General features: G+C 37.0%; 15 protein-coding genes. 13 read left to right on the plus strand and 2 right to left on the minus strand.

Features of this window, described 5'->3' with window-relative positions:
- Window position 1 precedes the first annotated feature (1 nt).
- The 9 genes from M1V25_RS01115 (at window position 2) to nadC (ending at window position 9,788) form a co-directional block, all read left to right on the plus strand.
- A complete protein-coding gene (locus M1V25_RS01115) occupies window positions 2-3,046 on the plus strand; it encodes an efflux RND transporter permease subunit (RefSeq protein ID WP_116963213.1) in 3,045 nt (1,014 codons plus the stop codon).
- A gap of 115 nt (window positions 3,047-3,161) precedes the next feature.
- Window positions 3,162-3,380 (plus strand): translation initiation factor IF-1, encoded by a 219-nt coding sequence (gene infA, locus M1V25_RS01120; RefSeq protein WP_116963214.1) that lies wholly within the window; start codon window positions 3,162-3,164, stop codon window positions 3,378-3,380.
- Between the two features lie 123 nt (window positions 3,381-3,503).
- Window positions 3,504-4,175, plus strand: a complete 672-nt coding sequence (gene rpe / locus M1V25_RS01125; RefSeq protein WP_498842190.1) for a ribulose-phosphate 3-epimerase — start codon at window positions 3,504-3,506, stop codon at window positions 4,173-4,175.
- A gap of 87 nt (window positions 4,176-4,262) precedes the next feature.
- Window positions 4,263-5,723 (plus strand): IMP dehydrogenase, encoded by a 1,461-nt coding sequence (gene guaB / locus M1V25_RS01130; protein WP_116963216.1) that lies wholly within the window; start codon window positions 4,263-4,265, stop codon window positions 5,721-5,723.
- Window positions 5,724-5,860: 137 nt separating this feature from the next.
- Entirely contained in the window at window positions 5,861-6,736 is an 876-nt protein-coding gene (gene pdxS / locus M1V25_RS01135) for a pyridoxal 5'-phosphate synthase lyase subunit PdxS (protein WP_116963217.1), read from the plus strand.
- Window positions 6,737-6,742: 6 nt separating this feature from the next.
- Window positions 6,743-7,288, plus strand: a complete 546-nt coding sequence (gene pdxT, locus M1V25_RS01140; protein ID WP_116963218.1) for a pyridoxal 5'-phosphate synthase glutaminase subunit PdxT — start codon at window positions 6,743-6,745, stop codon at window positions 7,286-7,288.
- 138 nt (window positions 7,289-7,426) lie between these two features.
- Complete coding sequence (gene nadA / locus M1V25_RS01145; protein ID WP_498842191.1) at window positions 7,427-8,464, plus strand: quinolinate synthase NadA; 1,038 nt, start codon at window positions 7,427-7,429, stop codon at window positions 8,462-8,464.
- Between the two features lie 9 nt (window positions 8,465-8,473).
- On the plus strand, window positions 8,474-8,917 hold the full coding sequence (locus M1V25_RS01150) for a GNAT family N-acetyltransferase (protein ID WP_498842192.1): 444 nt from the start codon (window positions 8,474-8,476) through the stop codon (window positions 8,915-8,917).
- Window position 8,918: 1 nt separating this feature from the next.
- Window positions 8,919-9,788: a carboxylating nicotinate-nucleotide diphosphorylase gene (gene nadC, locus M1V25_RS01155; RefSeq protein WP_498842193.1), complete on the plus strand. Its 870-nt coding sequence runs from the start codon at window positions 8,919-8,921 to the stop codon at window positions 9,786-9,788.
- Here nadC and M1V25_RS01160 read toward each other — a convergent pair.
- On the minus strand, window positions 9,785-10,405 hold the full coding sequence (locus M1V25_RS01160) for a sterol desaturase family protein (protein ID WP_498842194.1): 621 nt from the start codon (window positions 10,403-10,405) through the stop codon (window positions 9,785-9,787). The two genes, nadC and M1V25_RS01160, sit on opposite strands and share 4 nt — an antisense overlap.
- A gap of 342 nt (window positions 10,406-10,747) precedes the next feature.
- Here M1V25_RS01160 and M1V25_RS01165 point away from each other — a divergent pair, with 342 nt between their 5' ends.
- Window positions 10,748-11,377, plus strand: coding sequence for a YdcF family protein (locus M1V25_RS01165; protein ID WP_498842195.1), 630 nt, complete (start codon window positions 10,748-10,750; stop codon window positions 11,375-11,377).
- Between the two features lie 105 nt (window positions 11,378-11,482).
- On the opposite strand, the gene typA is transcribed toward M1V25_RS01165, so the two are convergent.
- Window positions 11,483-13,300 carry a translational GTPase TypA gene (gene typA, locus M1V25_RS01170; protein ID WP_116963224.1) on the minus strand — a complete coding sequence of 606 codons (1,818 nt, stop codon included), beginning with the start codon at window positions 13,298-13,300 and terminating at the stop codon, window positions 11,483-11,485.
- Between the two features lie 155 nt (window positions 13,301-13,455).
- Between typA and coq7 the strand changes: the two genes are divergently transcribed.
- The 3 genes from coq7 (at window position 13,456) to M1V25_RS01185 (ending at window position 19,325) form a co-directional block, all read left to right on the plus strand.
- Window positions 13,456-14,100: a 2-polyprenyl-3-methyl-6-methoxy-1,4-benzoquinone monooxygenase gene (gene coq7 / locus M1V25_RS01175; RefSeq protein ID WP_498842196.1), complete on the plus strand. Its 645-nt coding sequence runs from the start codon at window positions 13,456-13,458 to the stop codon at window positions 14,098-14,100.
- A 165-nt stretch (window positions 14,101-14,265) separates the two neighbouring features.
- Window positions 14,266-15,351: an iron-sulfur cluster carrier protein ApbC gene (apbC, locus tag M1V25_RS01180; protein ID WP_116963226.1), complete on the plus strand. Its 1,086-nt coding sequence runs from the start codon at window positions 14,266-14,268 to the stop codon at window positions 15,349-15,351.
- A complete protein-coding gene (locus M1V25_RS01185; protein WP_498842197.1) occupies window positions 15,348-19,325 on the plus strand; it encodes an N-6 DNA methylase in 3,978 nt (1,325 codons plus the stop codon). Before apbC ends, M1V25_RS01185 begins: the two co-directional genes overlap by 4 nt.

The following is a 19,325-nucleotide window of genomic DNA, read 5'->3' on the forward strand; positions in this document are numbered from 1 at the left end:
GATGAAACTACCTGAAATTTGTATCAAGCGCCCAGTTTTATCTTTTGTATTAAATGCAATTTTAGTGCTGTGTGGCTTACTAAGTTTTGGTTATGTTAAGCTGCAGTTTGAGCCTACGATATTTAAACCTGCGCTTATGATTGTAACTAATTATTCAGGAGCCAGCGCTGATGTGGTACAAAAAGATGTGACACAACAACTGGTTGCAGCAATCTCAGGGACTGAAAACCTAAGCTATATCGAGGCCATTTCTAGACAAGGGCAAAGCCAAATTAAACTTAACTTTGGTAATATTGATCAAGAGAAGTTTATTACTGCACAATCTGAAGTGATGCGCGATATTGCGGGGGTAAATTTACCACAAAATGTGAAAACACCACAAATTAAGCAGCGTGGTAGTGGCAGTCAAGTAATGTTGATTGGCTTTCAAGATGCTGACCGCTCGACGGAAAGTCTAACTTCATATATTAATGACTCAATAATTAAGCAGTTATCACAGATCCAGGGTGTGGGTGATGTCCAAGTTTATTCTGACAGTTCGGCATTGAGAATTGAGCTTGACCCTAAGGCTATGGCACTTCTTAAAGTATCTGCAATTGACGTTGTTAATAAGCTTGAACAATTAAATCGCAACATCTCAGCAGGACAGCTGATTACCGCCAACAATACTTATACGATTAATGTTGATAGTGCCTTTAATAGTATTGATAAATTTGAGAATTTAATTATTGCTAAACGTAATGGGAAACTTATTTATTTAAAGCAAATTGCAAAGGTTTATCTGGGCAGTTTATCGTTGGCAAACGCTTCTATTAGCATTATTGATGGTAAACCTGGGGTGGTGGTGAATGTTTCTCAAACCAGCGATGCCAATCCAATTGAAGTCGCAAATGCAGTAACGAAAGCTGTACAACAAATACAAGGTTCGTTACCACCTGGGATGAAAGCAGAAATATTATTCAATATTGCGACTTCACTTAAGGCTTCTCTGTATGAGGTGATTAAAACTATTGTTGAAGCCATTATTTTAGTGTCTTTTATTTCTTTGTTATTTTTAGGGCGTTTTCGTGCAGCTTTAGTTCCGATTGTGACGTTACCTGTATGCTTAATTGGTGTGTTTGTTATCATCTGGCCGCTTGGTTTTAGCATTAATATGATGACGTTATTAGCGTTGGTATTGGCTGTTGGGCTTGTGGTTGATGATGCTATTGTAGTCTTAGAAAACTGCTATCGTTACATGCAAAAAGGATATGACGCTTTTAATGCAGCAATTTTAGGTAGTAAAGAAATTGGTTTTGCTATTATTGGTATGACAATTACATTAGTTGCAGTTTATATTCCGATTGCATTCATGAATGATAAATCAGCGGTTTTCTTTCGTGAATTTGCCTTTACGCTTGCAGCTAGTGTTTTAATTTCAGGTTTTGTGGCATTGACTTTGTCACCAACGATGTGTGCGTATACTTTAGGAAAAGCCAAGGAAAGTCGCTATGAACAAAAAGTAGCTCGTTTGTTTGCTTATACAGAAAAAATGTATAAAAAGTCACTAGAATTGATATTGCAAGTGCGATTATGGCTGATAGTTATTTTTATCATCCTTATTATTGCAGGGGTTGGGTTGTTTCGATCAATACCAACGGCATTACAGCCACAGGACACGGTTGGTGTGGTGGGAGTCAACATTACTGGGCAAAGTAATGCAAGTTCTGACTTTATCATGCAGAAATTAGATGAAATTCAGGATAGGTTGTCAAACAAAGTATTTAAGCATTCGTTTGGCTTTGTTGACACTGAAAGTGGTCAAACTTCTGGGTTTTCTATGAACATTTTAAATCAAGACCAAGTAACAAATGCCTATAAAATTGCTAAAGAATTAAACTCAATTATCAAAGAAACAAAAGGTGTTCAAGGCAGTAGTTGGGTGTTTCCATTATCAGGGAAAAGCCAATTTGGTGCAGGGGATATCCAAATGTATTTACTGAGCATGGATGATTATCAAACACTATACAAAAAGGCAGAAAGCTTAGTGTCAGTGTTGAAAAAACTCCCAAGCATTTCTTACGTTAGTATCGCCAGTTCTGCAGACAGTGGTCAGTTTACTATGGATATCAATTACACAAATGCTATGCTTTTAGACGTTGATCCAGCAAATATTCAGACGATATTGAACATTATGTTTGGGGGTTGGCAGTTATCAAGAGATTATGAAACTGGAGGTGAGAGTTTTCCAATTTTTGTCCAGTTGGCTAAAAAAGACTTAAAAAGTTTTAGTGTATTAAATCACTTGTATATTAAAACTGATACTGACGCATGGGTACAACTAGGACGTTTAGTGAATATTAAACCAGTCGTTAAAATCCCTTATTTAACAACCTATAATCAACTTCACGCAATGGAGGTAGATGTCGATTTAGCACCCAATGCTTCAATGGGGCAAGTGATTGAGGAAATTAGATCTATAACTCAACAACTTCTACCTGGCACAAGCTTAGCTTTTAAAGGCGATGCTAAAGATATGTTAGAGGGTAATAACAGCATGATTATTATTTTCATAGCTGGGTTGTTGTTTGTTTATCTCGTGTTGGCAGCACTTTTTGAGAGTTTTATTGATCCATTTATTATTCTATTAACTGTACCATTGTGTGTGATTGGCGCACTTGTTGGTCTGAAATTAATAGGAGGAACACTCAATATTTATACCGATATTGGACTAATTACCTTGATTGGACTTGTGTCAAAACATGGGGTGTTAATCGTTCAGTTTTCTAATGAATTGCTAACAAAGGGAGTAAGTTTACAAGAAGCAGTAATAAGAGGAGCAGCAACGCGTTTGCGGCCAATATTGATGACTTCGGCAACCATGATTTTGGGTGCTATTCCACTTTTACTTAGTACAGGTGTTGGTGAGTATGCGCGTCAGCAAATCGGAATGGTAATTGTAGCTGGTTTGTTGCTTGGTTCTATTTTTTCATTGTTTATTGTGCCAGTTGCTTATCAACTATTAAAGTCTTTCAGGTATGGTAATAAGAAGTCGATAATAACTTAATTTTCGCAAGTAGTTGAATATTTCTAAAAAATAAGGCATGATTCACACGCTTATTTAATTTGAGTTAATTTATAGACTCGAAGCTTTTAAAAAAACAAAGAGAAAAAATCAAATAATGGCAAAAGAAGATTGTATTGAATTAGAAGGCACGGTTGTTGAAATGCTGCCAAACACAATGTTTCGTGTTGAGCTTGAGAACGGTCACATTGTTACAGCTCACATTTCGGGTAAGATGCGCAAAAATTACATTCGTATTTTAACAGGTGACAAAGTTACCGTTGAAATGACACCTTATGATTTAACCAAAGGTCGTATTAAGTTTCGTAATAAATAAGTCTTTCTGTATATTCTGCATATTCTGCAAATTATCTGAAAAATTAAGTAAAATTGTGTTATCTGAATAAATCTAATTTCTGTATGATGTCTTAAGGTTTTAAGAAAATAAAGACTCTACGTTATGTCATATCAAATCAATCCATCGATATTATCTGCAAATTTGGCACACTTGGGCGATGATGTAAGAGCTGTGTTAAAAGCAGGAGCAAACAATATCCACTTTGATGTGATGGATAACCATTATGTGCCAAATTTAACTTTTGGAGCAATGATTTTGAAGGCATTGCGGGAGGATGGCATTAGTGTCGGTATGGATGTCCATTTAATGGTGGAGCCAGTTGATGATTTAATTGAAAGCTTTGCCCAAGCAGGCGCAACAAGTATTGTATTCCATCCAGAGGCCTCAAGACATGTTGATAGAAGTCTCAGTTTAATTCAATCTTTTGGCATTGAGGCTGGTTTAGCATTAAATCCGGCAACATCAATTACAATTTGTGATTACCTTATTGATAAGCTTGATCGACTACTTATTATGACAGTCAACCCTGGGTTTGGTGGTCAAATCTTTATTCCTGCTATGTATCATAAGATCAAACAGGTTTCACAGTGGATTAAAACAAACAACGATAATATTTTACTTGAAGTGGATGGAGGTGTTAGGATCGATAATATTGCTGAAATTGCTGCTTGTGGAGCAGATGCCTTTGTTGCTGGGTCGGCAATTTTTGACACATCAAACTACAAACAAGTTATTGATCAAATGCGTAAAATGCTCTTGGAAGTTAAAAAATAATAATAAAATCATTTGCTATAAAGTGAAAAATGTTGTTAAAATCTCGCTGTAATTAAGACCACTCTAAACTTAATTACGAGGTTTTCTATGTTACGTATTACTGAAGAAGCCATTACTTTCGATGATGTGCTACTTTCCCCAGGTTATTCCAACGTTTTACCGCATCAAGTGTCACTTGAAACCAATTTAACGCGCACAATAAAGCTTAAAATGCCTTTGGTGTCAGCTGCAATGGATACGGTTACTGAATCACGCTTAGCAATTGCAATTGCACAAGAAGGTGGCGTGGGAATTATTCACAAAAATATGTCAATCAAGGCTCAAGCAGCAGAAGTGCGTAAGGTGAAAAAATTTGAAAATGGAATGGTGATAGATCCAATTACTGCAACACCTGATACTTCTATTCAAGATTTATTGCATATTACTGAGCAATATCATTTTTCTGGGGTGCCAGTTGTTGAAGGTAAAAATTTGGTAGGACTTGTGACTTCGCGCGATATTCGCTTTGCTAAGGACTTAAATCAACCAATTTCAAGTATCATGACACCAAAATCACGTTTAGTCACAGTCAAAGAAGGTGCTCAAGAAGAAGAAATTCAAGGTTTATTACACCAATATCGTATTGAAAAGATTTTAGTGGTGAATGATAACTACGAGCTTGTTGGCTTAATTACTGTAAAAGATATCCAAAAATCTATTGATAAACCAAATGCTTGTAAAGATGCTTTGGGGCGCTTAGTTGTTGGTGCGGCGGTAGGAACTTCAGGGGATACCGAAGCACGTGTTAAAGCATTGGTAGAAGCAGGTGTGGATGTGATTGTTGTTGACACGGCGCATGGTCATTCTCAAGGTGTGTTAGATCGAGTTAAATGGGTGAAAAGACATTTTCCAAATGTACAGGTTGTCGGGGGGAATATTGCAACAGCCCAGGCTGCGCAAGCTTTAGTTAAAGCTGGTGCTGATGCAGTAAAAGTAGGTATTGGACCAGGTTCCATTTGTACAACTCGTGTTGTGGCTGGAGTTGGAATTCCACAGTTGAGCGCCATTTCAAACGTAGCTGAAGTTATGACGCCATTAGGCGTACCCGTTATTGCTGATGGTGGTATCCGTTACTCAGGAGATATTTGTAAAGCGATTGTTGCTGGTGCTTCCGTTGTAATGGTTGGAGGGTTGTTTGCAGGGACGGAGGAATCTCCAGGTGAAGTTGAGTTATTTCAAGGTCGTTCATATAAATCTTATCGTGGTATGGGGTCATTAGGTGCAATGGCAAAAGGTTCATCCGATCGATATTTTCAAGATAGTATTGATGCCAAAAAGTTAGTACCTGAAGGAATTGAGGGGCGTGTTCCATATAAAGGAACTTTAGCTGCTGTCATACATCAGCTAATTGGAGGTCTGCGTGCTGGAATGGGTTATACAGGCTGCTCGAATATACAAGAAATGAGAACAAAGCCAACTTTTGTCAAGATAACGGGTGCAGGCTTTAACGAAAGTCATGTTCATAATGTGATGATTACTAAGGAACCACCTAACTATCAATTGAAGTAATCTAGCTTTTCTTTAAGTTTATACCCATCATAAAAATGAAAATAAATACCAAAATTAAGATTTAAGCGATTGTCTCAACCGTGAAATTACTCTATTGTATGCTGGTATTTTTGAAGTCTAATATGCGGAGTAAGTCAATGAGTGATAGATTGCAAATTAATGTTGGTTTAGCTGAAATGCTAAAAGGTGGCGTTATTATGGATGTGGTCACTGCAGAGCAAGCTAAAATTGCAGAAGATGCAGGTGCAGTAGCGGTTATGGCATTAGAACGTGTGCCAGCAGATATTCGTAAGGATGGTGGCGTGGCTCGTATGTCAGATCCTAAGCTTATCAAAGAAATCATGGCAGCAGTGACAATTCCTGTGATGGCAAAAGTGCGCATTGGTCACTTTGTTGAGGCGCAAATTTTGCAAGCATTAGGAGTTGACTTTATTGATGAAAGTGAAGTGTTAACGCCAGCAGACGATGAAAATCACATTAATAAACACGATTTTAAAGTACCGTTTGTATGTGGCTGCAGTAACTTAGCTGAAGCATTACGTCGTATAGGTGAAGGTGCTGCTTTAATTCGTACTAAAGGCGAAGCAGGGACTGGAGATGTCATTCAAGCTGTCAAGCAGATGCGTGCAATTAATAGACAAATTCGTGAAGTACAAATGGCAGATAGCACTGAGCTTATGGCAATTGCTAAAAAATTGGCTGCACCTTATGAACTTGTTCAATATGTGCATAAGAATGGTAAACTGCCTGTACCAAACTTCTCAGCTGGTGGTATCGCAACCCCAGCTGATGCAGCAATCATGATGCAGCTTGGTGCAGAAACTGTATTTGTTGGCTCAGGAATTTTTAAATCAAGTAACCCTAAAAAACGTGCTGAGGCGATTGTCAGCGCAGTCACACACTTTAATGACCCAGATGTTTTAGCAGCAGTTTCAGAAGATTTGGGTGGCGCAATGACAGGAATTAATTGTGATCACTTACTACCTCATGAAATGTTCTCATCAAGAGGATGATTTAATATGAACGTTGGTGTTTTAGCACTTCAAGGTGCTTATCATGCTCATCAAAAGAGAATACAAGAGTTAGGTATTCATTGTATTCTGGTGAAAACAGAAGCCGCTTTATCGCGAGTTGATGCACTTATTTTACCAGGTGGTGAAAGTACCACTATGACCTATTTATTGCAAAAGCATGATCTTTGGGCTCCATTGGCAAAGAGAGTACGTGAGATTCCTGTTTTTGCTACATGTGCTGGCGTAATTTTATTGCAAAGGTTTGGTGCCTTAAATATTGACATAATACGCAATGGCTATGGTCGTCAACTTGAAAGTGGGATTTTTCCATTACATGTTGCATTTAATGGTCAAAGAGAGAAAATAGATGGTTTTTTTATTCGTGCACCTGTTATTAGCGCAGTGCATGATAAAGATATTGAGGTGTTGTCCTATTACCAAGAAAAGCCAGCTTTGATTAAAAAGCATAAGATTCTCGCTGCGACTTTTCACCCTGAATTATGTCAAAGCTCTCCTATTCATAAATATTTTATTCGGCTAGCCAGAACTTAAGTGCATATTATTTAAAGTTTATAAGCTTATTCATCTCAATAAAACGAATAAAACACTTTTATTATTTTTTCTTAAAACTATGAGTCTATGTTAAAATCCAGTCACATTACCATATATTGTAATAGCTGAGATATAAAAGTGATTACTGAAGTCGAGTTTCACTCACGTGTTACCAAGGTTTGGCCAAAACTTAAAGCAATGCAGATTGAAAGTGAAGAGCAAAAAGCATTTTATCGCGATAAAATTAAGCGTTTACTTAAAGAGAAAAATATTTGTTTAATAGCACACTACTATGTGGACTCTGATATTCAAGCACTAGCGGAAGAAACAGGTGGAATGCTTGGCGATTCACTTGCTATGGCGCGCTTTGGTAAAGATCATCCATCACAAACGCTTGTTGTGGCAGGTGTGCGTTTTATGGGGGAAAGCGCCAAGATTCTTTCTCCTCACAAAAAGGTTATTATGCCGACACTAGAGGCTGAATGTTCTTTAGATGTAAGCTGTCAAGAGAATGAGTTTAAGGAATTTATTGCTTTGCATCCAGACCGTACCGTTGTCGTATATGTCAATACCTCTGCGCGTATCAAAGCATTGGCAGATTGGACGGTTACCTCATCTAATGCACTTCAAATTTGTGAGTACTTAGATCAGCAAGGTGAAAAGATACTTTGGGCACCAGATAAGTACTTAGGACGCTGGATTGAGGAACAAATTGGAGCAGATATGGTACATTATAATGGTGCTTGTATCGTGCATGAGGAATTTAAAGCGCGTGCACTATTGGACTTAAAAGCGCAATATCCAGAAGCAGCAATTTTGGTTCATCCTGAGTCACCTAAAGAAATTGTAGCACTAGCTAATGTGGTAGGGTCAACTTCTCAATTGCTGGAAGCCTCTAAAAAATTACCCAATCCTGTTTTTATCGTGGCAACAGAAGCAGGCATTTTCTATAAAATGAAACAATCTTCACCCAATAAAATTTTTATTGAAGCACCAACAATCGGTAAGGGTGCGACATGTAAGGCTTGTGCACATTGCCCCTGGATGGGAATGAATAGTTTGAAAAACTTGGCAGAAGTCCTAGAACGTGAAGATAATGAGATTATCTTGCCGAAAGATATTTGTGAATGTGCTATGGTTCCGTTAACGAGAATGGTTGAGTTCAATAATAAGTAAGCTACTGCTATGAATAATAACATACTAAACGTACAGGTAAATGATTATCCTGCCTTGTTTGAAATTTGGAGTTGTGCAGTAAAAGCGACACATGATTTTTTGGAAGATAAAGATTTTAATTTTTTTAGCTCAAAGATCATTTCAGATTACTTTCCACAAGTAAAAATGTATAAGTATATATTAGATAAAAATATAGTTGGTTTCATGGGCGTTAGTGATAATCAACTTGAGATGTTATTTATTGATCCAAAATATTTTGGACAAGGGATTGGTAGAACATTAATTGAATTTTGCATAAATGAGCTAGCCATTTACAAAGTAGATGTGAATGAAAAAAATAATGGGGCTGTTGAGTTCTATTTAAAGATGGGGTTTAGAGTTGTATCACGTCAAGAAGTGGACGGTTTGGGTAAACCATATCCAATATTGAATATGAAACTAAAGGAAACTTAAAATGAGTAATTTTTTACACCTAAAAACCGAACAAATTACGGCAGTGCCACAAGTATTAGTCACTAAGATGGTAACACAAGCTTTAGCAGAAGATATTGATCAAGGTGATATTAATGCTCTATTGATTGATGAAAAGGAAATCTCTAAAGCCCGTGTTATTACACGTGAACCGATGATAATGTGTGGTTATGATTGGGTAAATGAAGTCTTTAAGCAAATTGATCCAAAGCTTCAATTACATTGGTATTACCATGATGGTGATAAAATTTTAGCAAATAAAACCCTATTTGAAGTTGAGGGTTTGGCACGTGGCATTTTATCAGCTGAACGAAATGCACTTAATTTTTTGCAAATGCTGTCAGCTGTTGCTACGAAAACGAGGGAATATATTAAAGCAATAGAAGGAACAAATTGCAAAATTTTAGATACACGTAAAACCATTCCTGGATTTCGTTTAGCTCAGAAATATGCAGTGACTTGTGGTGGTGGAGTGAACCATCGAATTGGGCTGTTTGATGCTTTTTTAATTAAAGAAAATCACATTGCTGCTTGTAATCATTCAATTATCAAAGCTGTTGAAAAGGCACATGAAATTGCGCCTCATAAATTAGTTGAAGTGGAAGTTGAAAATTTCGATGAATTAAATGAAGCATTAAGTGCTAAAGCAGATGTTATTATGTTGGATAACTTTAGTATTGAAGATATGAAAAAAGCGGTAAGTATTGCTAAAGGGCAAGCACAGCTAGAAGCTTCAGGTAACATATCACTTGATACGATTTATGCAGTAGCACAAACAGGAGTGGATTTTATCTCAATAGGAGCATTAACTAAACATATTCAAGCGATTGATTTATCGATGCGTTTTTTCTAATCTACATATCCAGCAATATTTTTGACTGTAAGACTTTTAGAAACTTGACTTTTATCTTTGAATGTTCCTAAAAACTTATCACCAAGGTAGCTTGTAATCCCCCAGCAATAGTTTTCGTTATGAAAATGGTGACGCATATGCGCACGTTTTAGCCTTTGTCCAACTTTTGTTTTAGGCTGGTAAGCTGTGGTGTGATGCGCTAGGTGCATCCATTCATAAAATAGATAATATAAAATACCAAAGGTGAAAGGCACAAGTGCAACACTAAAGTTCCATGAAAGCAAAGCAAATAACACATAGGTTTGGACAAGGTGGAGGATAATAGCAGGCCACGGTGCAAATAACAGCTCAATGTTTTGAGGATATTTGTGATGCGCATGATGTAGGCGAATTTGAAAATTACGAAACCAGCCTGGCTTTTTACTGAGTTGTGCATGTAGCAGGTACTTATGTGCATACCATTCGTAGAAAGGTGCAATGATTATTGGTAAAAATAGCCACCAAAAATGTATGCTAAGAATATCTGTCTCGATAATAATTGCTAAAAAAGTCAAAAAGAAGAACCATAGGATCTGTATCGTACGGTGGGAGAAATAGACTTTTAAAATTGATTTCATAGTTTAAATCGATTGTTTTTATTTGGTAAGCGATTTTAACAGTTGAATCGTTTGAGTGCTATATGTGTAACAAAAGCTTACAAGATAGAGAATCAGTTTTTATTGATTTCTATTGAACCGCTTTGATAGACTAATCGTCATAAACATTACTTATATTTCACGGGTAATATAAAAATGTTCACATTAGTAGATACGCTTTTTATGATCTTTTCGGCGCTAGTAAATCCGTTGATTTTGATCTTTTTATTACTATTAATATCGTTGCTTTTAAGACGAAAGATATATTCCAAATTGCTGGTGATAATTTCATTAATTACGTTTTATATATCATCTAATGGAGTCATGTCGTCTTATTTTTTATCAGGACTTGAAAAGTATAAAGCTGTCGATGCTCATGAAGTTGCTTCTTATAGAGCACTTATTTTACTTGGTGGTGGCTTAGAGCGACAATCATCTATAGTAACGCCAACGATTTTAGGGTATAGCAGAATATTGGAAGCGGTACGTATATATCAAATTGCAAAAAATCAAGGTATAAATTACAAAGTAATTATCACTGGGGGAGATGTACGTAAATATGGTATTTCAGAAGCTCAATTGTATGGTCAGATATTAGAAACATTGGGCGTCAATAAAGATGATTTAATCTTCGAAAAAGAGAGTCTAAATACATACCAAAATGCCAAGTATACAAAAGAAATTGTAGACAAACTTCCTTATAAAGAATATTTACTGGTAACAAGTGCAATACATATGAAGCGTGCTACTATTTATTTTAAAAACTTTGATATACCAATTATTCCTGCTATTTCAGACAATCCGCAAGCTATCGTGTCCTTTATTCCTAATACTTATAATCTAACGCTACTTAATTTGGCAATACATGAAAACATGAGCATAATCAGATTGAAGCTATATAATTTTTTAGGGATAAACTCAAAAGAGAATGTATTTTCTAGAGCAGGGCAATAATATATATAGTTGTCCTAATCCATCAAATGGATATAATAATATAAGTCAACCTCCAGCAGGAAGCCCACCTGTAATGCTTAGTGCACTTTGAAGAAGCGTGGGGTGTTAATCTTTAGTGCGAGATGCACGTTTGCGATCGGATTCTGTAAGGAATTTTTTACGTAGTCGAATTGATTTAGGTGTGATTTCAACTAACTCATCATCTTCAATAAATTCCAGTGCATATTCTAATGTAAGTTTAATTGGCGGTGTTAAGATGATACTTTCATCTTTGCCTGCTGCACGAATGTTAGTCAGTTGCTTGCCTTTACAGGGGTTAACCGTTAAATCATTATCACGTGAATGAATGCCAATGATCATGCCTTCATAAACTTCAATAGCATGTCCTATAAAAAGCTTGCCCCGTTCTTGTAAATTGAATAATGCAAAGGCAAGTGCTTTACCTCCACAGTTAGATATAAGTGTACCATTTTGGCGCGATTCAATTATCCCTTTTTTCATGGGACCATAGTGATCAAATATTTTATTGATAATACCAGTACCAGAAGTGATGGTTAAAAACTCAGTGTAAAAACCAATTAGACCTCGTGAAGGAATAATAAACTCAAGCTTAACACGTCCTTTGCCATCAGGTTCCATGTTTCTAAGCTCACCCTGACGTAACCCCATTTTTTCCATGACGGCACCTTGATATTGTTCATCAACATCGATAATGGCATATTCATAAGGTTCACACATTTCACCATCGATTGCTTTGAAAATTACATGAGGACGTGAAACAGCGATTTCAAAGCCTTCACGACGCATATTCTCAAGTAAAATAGATAGGTGTAATTCTCCACGACCAGAGACTTTGAATTTATCAGGATCATCTAATTGCTCAACCCGTAATGCAACATTATGCAATAATTCCTTATCCAAGCGATCTTTAATTTGGCGTGAAGTCACAAATTTTCCTTCTCTCCCAGCAAACGGAGAATTGTTTACTTGGAAAGTCATCGAAATAGTTGGTTCATCAACAGACAAAGGGGGTAAAGCTTCTATTTTTTCTGGCAAACAGATTGTATCAGAAATGTTAAGCCCTTCAATTCCAGTAACACAAACAATATCCCCCGCAGATGCCTCAGGTACCTCTATACGCTCAAGCCCCATATGCCCTAAGATTTGCAGAATACGCCCTTGTCTAGTTTTCCCTTCTTTATCAATAATCGTAACCGTAGTGTTGGTTTTAATTTTACCGCGCTTAATACGCCCAATACCAATTGTGCCCACAAAGCTTGAATAATCAAGCGATGAGATTTGCATCTGGAAAGGACCATCAGTATCTATTTGAGGAGGGCTGACATGATCAACGATGGCTTGAAATAAAGCCTCCATGTTTTCAGTAATGACGTTTTGATCTAAAGTCGCAAAGCCATGTAAAGCTGAGGTGTAAATAACAGGGAAATCAAGCTGTTCATCTGTTGCCCCCAAACGATCAAATAGATCAAATACTTGATCCATGACCCAATCAGCGCGTGCACCAGGGCGATCAATTTTGTTGATCACAACAATTGGTTTTAAGCCACGCGAAAAGGCTTTTTCGGTAACAAAGCGTGTTTGGGGCATAGGACCATCAACTGCATCAACTAAAAGCAGTACTGAGTCAACCATTGACATGACGCGCTCAACTTCTCCACCAAAGTCAGCGTGTCCAGGTGTATCGACTATGTTGATACGATAATCTTTCCACTTAATTGCCGTATTTTTAGATAAAATGGTGATGCCTCGTTCTTTTTCTAAGTCATTAGAATCCATGATGCGCTCAACTTCCTGATTGCGCACTTGTAGTGTTCCTGATTGTTGCAATAGTTTATCAACAAGTGTGGTTTTACCATGGTCAACGTGAGCGATAATGGCAATATTACGTAATTTTTCGATCATTATAAGATATCAATTTATGATTGGCTTAAATTGACTAGTGATTGTACGATGCGCCCCAAAATACGCAATCTTTTTTTGTTAAAATTGCAAATCTTAAAGCGAAATTATGCTATGATGTTTTCGCATTTTCATCAGGTAATTGAGAAACTACAAATATGACATTTCGTAATTATTCATTTTTGGATCAATGCTTAAGTGAGTTACAGCATTTTATAAAGTCAGTGGTATTACCTGCCAAAAACCCATCAATTGAAACGCCTGCCCAGAACATTAGTGAACATGATTTGAATGAAAATGAAAAACAACATGTGGCAGGACTTATGCGTGTGGATCACACGGGTGAAATTTGTGCTCAGGCCTTATATCGCGGTCAGGCCTTTGTTGCTAGAAACCTTGATACAAAGGCATATTTACATCATGCGGCAGAAGAAGAATACAACCATTTATCGTGGTGTGAAACACGTTTAGAAGAACTAGAGGCAAGAAAAAGTCTGTTAAACCCATTTTGGTATATAGGCTCGTTTACAATTGGTGCGACCGCGGGATTTGTGAGCGACAAGGTCAGCTATGGTTTTGTGATTGAAACAGAAAAACAGGTAATGTCCCACTTGGAAAAGCATTTATTGGAGTTACCGATGCAAGATAAAAAATCCAAAGCAATCCTAATAAAAATGTACGAAGATGAAAAAGAACATGCAGATCAAGCAAAACTCGCTGGAGGTCTTGAGTTACCCATGTGGGCAAAGCTTATTATGAAAGTGCAGTCGAGGGTGATGACGACTTTGGCTTATCGAATTTAGGTCTCGTTTTGTCGTAGTTTTTACCCTGTTATTACATAATTTTGGACGGTTTCGATGGGAATCTCTATTTTACAATGCGCACAATTCAATTTAGCCTGGTAAATTCATGTTGATCCAGTTAGACTGGCTACCATCTGTAATTCGTTTTTTATCCAATTAGTAAGTATGTTAAAACAAAAGCTACAAGCATTTGAACATTCGCTATTAGACCTACCTGCATGTGTTTTTTTAGAAGAGATGCAAATATTTAAGGAAGATGGTGTAAATAAACTTGTATTAAAGGTAGGATTTCCGCTAACGCATACTCAAGCAGGTCAGGTCATTGCTCAATTAAGCGACTACTTATATAACAATAACGTTATAGAGTCATTTGAGTTTGAAATTAGACCAAATATCATTACTCATAAGGTACAGCAGGGATTAAAGCCAATCAAAGGTATTAAAAATATTATCGCGATTGCCTCAGGCAAAGGTGGCGTTGGGAAGTCAACCACAACGGCTAACTTGGCGATTTCACTCATGAACATGGGGGCTAGCGTTGGGATTCTGGATGCGGATATTTATGGACCTAGTCAGCCGCTTATTATGGGAAATTACAGCAACCCCATAACGAATGATAAAAAGAAAATTGAGCCGCTTGTATGCCATGGGGTCAAAATGATTTCGGTGGGTAATTTAATCGATCAAGACTCCGCCATTATTTGGCGCGGTCCCATGGTTTCTGGTGCGCTTATGCAATTGCTCAATGACACCAACTGGGGTGAGTTAGATTATCTTTTTATCGATTTACCGCCTGGCACGGGTGATATTCAGTTAACGATGAGCAAAAAAATCCCATTGACTGCGGTAGTTATTGTCACAACCCCACAGGATTTATCACTTATTGATGCCAAAAGAGCAGTGGCAATGTTTAATAAACTTGATATCCATGTTGCGGGAATTGTTGAAAATATGAGTATTCATATTTGCCAGAATTGTGGGACTCAGTCGCCTATCTTTGGGCAGCTTGCCGCAGATAAACTCGCTCAGCAATTTAATATTTCAGTATTGGGTGAGCTACCTTTAGATATTGGCATAAGAGAAGATGTCGATAGTGGTAAGCCTAGCGCAATCAATAGAGATTCAAGGATTGCTAAAGCGTATAGTGACATCGCATTAAAATTGGCAGTTGATATTGCCCAATTGCCAAAGGCAATGATGATCAATATGCCTGGGGTCAAAGTTGAATTTAGCGATGGAAAAGCAGAGTGACTAAAAAATATATTTACGATCTTCTTTCAGCGTTGGGTTTTACTGCTGGTTTTGATAAGAAAACCTATTATGTAAAAACCTATCAGAGATCGAATTATCAAATCACTGTTGATCTTGAAAACGGGCAAATAGATTACGGTGAGGCGATTAGAAGAGGAGATGATACAACCTCAAACTTAACTATGTCCGAAAACTTAGTCGTGCTAGAGTGTGTTGACCGACTGCTTGAAAAGGGATATCAACCAAAGGATTTGATTTTAGAAAAACGCTGGAAGCTTGGGCGAACGGCAAGAAGTGGTAAGGCGGATATTACAGTAGAAGACAAAAATGGCAAAACACTGTTGATTATCGAGTGTAAAACCTGGGGTAATGAATACAATAAAGAATGTAAGCATATGCAAACGCATGGTGGACAGTTATTTTCCTACTTTCAACAGGATAAAAACGCGCGTTTCCTTTGTCTTTATACATCGTGTTTAGACGCTGGAGCAATTGCATATCAAAGTGCACTTTTAAATGTTGAGGATGCTACCAGTGAGAAAATAGCACAACAAACAAAAGCTGAAGTGATTACCTATGGTGAGGCTAAAAACGTTCATGAAATGTTGAGTGTCTGGAAATACAAGAGCAAAGATAAAATGACTTTTCTATACTCTGGTTTGTTCGAGGATGGCATTGAGTCTTACAACCCAGGTTACAGACCGATTAAGATTGCAGATTTAAAAGATTTTAGGCAAGAAGATAAAGGCAAGGTATTTAATCAATTTGAAGAAATCTTAAGGCATAACAATATTTCCGATCGATCTAATGCTTTTAATCGCATGATTTCACTGATACTTGCTAAAATTGTCGATGAAGCAAAAACGGATGATGCTATTGCTGATTTTCAGGTAAAAGAAGGTATTGACGATGCAGAAACCCTTTTAGAGCGCTTGCAATCACTCTATGCCAAGGCCATGAAAAATTACCTTAATGAAGAAGTGATTGACTATAGGTTAGAGGACATTAAGGCGCAGATTGCTCATTTTCCAAGACAAACGGCGAAGGATACGCTTTATCGCATCTATAAGGAGCTGAAATTTTATCAGAACAATGAATTTGCCTTTAAGGAAGTTTATAACAAAAAGCTGTTTGAAGAAAACGCAAAGGTCTTAGAGGAAGTCGTAAAGCTCCTGCAAAAGTATCGATTTAAATATGATCAAAAAGCACAATTTTTAGGGGATTTTTTTGAATTGATGCTTGAAAGTGGTTACAAACAATCCGAAGGACAGTTTTTTACGCCAACCCCCATTGCGAAATTTATTGTTTCCTCCATTCCGCTTAAAGCAATAGTGCATGAAAAGCTGCAAAATGGGGAGAAACTCTTCTTACCCAAGGTCATTGATTTTGCCTGTGGTAGTGGTCATTTTTTAACAGAAGCTATTGAAGAAATTGCAACACTCATTCAAAGTGTTGACGAAGATGACATTAAGCTATTGCATGAAAATGATAAAATCGCATTTGCGCTAAAGGAGCTTCAGCATTATAAGCAAGATATGCGCTGGGCAGGTGAATATATTTTTGGTATTGAAAAAGATTACCGTTTGGCAAGAACCGCACAGGTTGCTTGTTTTATGCACGGCGATGGAGATGCCAATATCATTTTTGGTGACGGGCTTGAGCAGCATTTAGGTAGGCTTAATAAGCAAAATCGCAGTGGCGATAACACGTTTGATGTATTAATTGCCAATCCACCTTATACCATTAAGGATTTTAAAAAACACTTAAAGCTAAATGCGCATGATTTTGAGCTGTGGGAGCATGTAAGCCTTGATTCAGATGACATAGAAGTGTTCTTTATTGAGCGTATGAAACAGCTGCTTAGCCCTGGTGGAATGGCAGGTATTATTTTACCTAGCTCTATTTTAAGTAACACTGGCGCTTATATCAAAGCGCGAGAACTCCTTCTGCAACACTTTGAAATAAAGGCAATCGTTGAATTTGGCGGCAAGACATTTGGTGCCACCAGCACAAATACTGTAACGTTGTTTTTGAAAAAGCGCAGTGAAGATTTTATGAAAAACTGCCGCTATATTGCCGAGGATTTTATTTTAGAAAACAGAAAGCGCGAGGGTGACTTCATTAATTCGGCAGCACTTTTTGAAAGCTATGTAGCTCACTTGAACTTAAAGATGCTGGACTATCAAAGTTTCATCACTCGCTCACCCAATGAGAGTGTCAGCAGGAGCGAATTTTACAAAAATTACCAAGCTTGGTTTGATGAACTGACTGAAGTTAAAAACCTAAAAAAGAAGTCAACCTTTTTAAATTTATCCGGAGAAAAACAAGTACAGCGGCTTCACACGCTGTTTTTTGATTTTGTCTTGGAAATAGAAAGCGAAAAATTCTTCTATTTTTTACTCACTCATCGGCAGCTGGTATTAAATGATGATGACTCCCCTTACGAAGTTGAGGAAATCAAAACGATAGATACCGAAGGTAATGAGCTGATCAAAAGGGTAAAACACTATAAGAAGAAAGCGATACCTCAGAAAACGCTGCTTATAAAAACGGGGACTAGCAGCAAAGAACAGGAGCAATTTCTAGGTTACAAGTTCAGTGAGCGCAGAGGCTATAAAGGTATTTCTTTTATGGGTGACACCTTACTGTTTGATGCTATCAATCAGTTAAATCCGAAAAAAGTAAACAGCTACATCTATAAAAATTTTCTAGATGAAAGTCTATCAATAGATAAGAGTCTTACTGAGACGATTTCTTTGGTTACGCTTCGCGATTGTATTAATTTTGAGAAAGTGGAGTTTGATAAACGAATTTCTTCTTTTAATGCAAATCCCATTATTCTTCAGATAAAATATCCGCAAATACCCTTACATTCACTTTTAACTAAATTAGAAAGCGGAAATAGACCTGTGGGTGGGGTAGATAGATTCTCAGAGGGTATTCCAAGTTTTGGGGGTGAGCATATTGGAACTGACGGAAAATTAAAACTAGACGAGGTAAAATTTGTACCTCAAGAATTTTATGAAAATTCAAATAAAGGTAAGATAACAAATAATGATATTTTAATTTGTAAAGATGGGGCGCTTACAGGAAAAGTTGCTTTAGTACCTAATGATTTTAACTATCAACATGCAATGGTTAATGAACACGTGTTTGTATTACAAAGTGATGAGAATAAGTTACTGCAAAATTACTTATTTCATTTTCTATATAGTAGCAATGGTCAGAACTTATTAAAATCAAACATTACAGGTCAAGCTCAAGGAGGATTAAACAAAAAAAATGTATTGTCGATTAAAATCCCAGTCCCTCCACTGACCATTCAGCAAAAAATTATTGCTGAGATAGAAGTGATTGATGCTAGAGTAGAAAATACATACAAGCTCATTGAGAAGAACAATGAGCTAATAGCTATACTGATTGACAAAGATACTGAAATGCGGAAAATTTCTGAGCTTACCCACTTATGCACTGACAAAGTTGATCCGATAAATAAGCCTAATAAAATTTTCAATTATTTAGGCTTGGAGCACCTTGAAAGTAACACAGGAAGAATCACGAATTGGGAACCAAGCGTAGGCAGCTCAATTAAAAGCACAAAAAACGCTTTTAAAGCAGGTCAAGTGCTTTATGGCAAGCTTAGACCATATCTAAATAAAGTAGTCATCCCACATTTTGATGGTGTGTGCTCCACCGATATTATAGTCCTTGATTGTGAGTACCCTGTATTACTTCAACGAGTTTTATTGTCAGCCGAGTTCGTGCGTGAGGTTTCAAAGAAGATGAGCGGGGTCAATTTGCCCAGAGTAAAGGTAAAAGATTTTCTTGATATAAAAGTTAGTTATCCGAGAAATCCTGATAATATTAGCAGAGAGCTTGAAAAGCTGGAAATAGAAATCAAGGAACAACAAGAGTCCATTGCAAACGCTGAACAAGAAAAAAAATCAGTTTTAACAAAATACCTTGAAGCATAA

Origin of the sequence: Candidatus Nebulibacter yamunensis, from assembly GCF_024208055.1 — a bacterium.
Taxonomy (GTDB): Bacteria; Pseudomonadota; Gammaproteobacteria; order Francisellales; family Francisellaceae; genus Caedibacter; species Caedibacter lacustris.

Coding starts and splice junctions, on each gene's coding strand:
- coq7 (WP_498842196.1), top strand. CDS start 13,456: ATGACATTTCGTAATTATTCATTTTTGGATCAATGCTTAAGTGAGTTA.
- pdxT (WP_116963218.1), top strand. CDS start 6,743: ATGAACGTTGGTGTTTTAGCACTTCAAGGTGCTTATCATGCTCATCAA.
- typA (WP_116963224.1), bottom strand. CDS start 13,300: ATGATCGAAAAATTACGTAATATTGCCATTATCGCTCACGTTGACCAT.
- M1V25_RS01150 (WP_498842192.1), top strand. CDS start 8,474: ATGAATAATAACATACTAAACGTACAGGTAAATGATTATCCTGCCTTG.
- apbC (WP_116963226.1), top strand. CDS start 14,266: ATGTTAAAACAAAAGCTACAAGCATTTGAACATTCGCTATTAGACCTA.
- pdxS (WP_116963217.1), top strand. CDS start 5,861: ATGAGTGATAGATTGCAAATTAATGTTGGTTTAGCTGAAATGCTAAAA.
- infA (WP_116963214.1), top strand. CDS start 3,162: ATGGCAAAAGAAGATTGTATTGAATTAGAAGGCACGGTTGTTGAAATG.
- M1V25_RS01160 (WP_498842194.1), bottom strand. CDS start 10,405: ATGAAATCAATTTTAAAAGTCTATTTCTCCCACCGTACGATACAGATC.
- M1V25_RS01115 (WP_116963213.1), top strand. CDS start 2: ATGAAACTACCTGAAATTTGTATCAAGCGCCCAGTTTTATCTTTTGTA.
- nadC (WP_498842193.1), top strand. CDS start 8,919: ATGAGTAATTTTTTACACCTAAAAACCGAACAAATTACGGCAGTGCCA.
- rpe (WP_498842190.1), top strand. CDS start 3,504: ATGTCATATCAAATCAATCCATCGATATTATCTGCAAATTTGGCACAC.
- M1V25_RS01165 (WP_498842195.1), top strand. CDS start 10,748: ATGTCGTCTTATTTTTTATCAGGACTTGAAAAGTATAAAGCTGTCGAT.
- guaB (WP_116963216.1), top strand. CDS start 4,263: ATGTTACGTATTACTGAAGAAGCCATTACTTTCGATGATGTGCTACTT.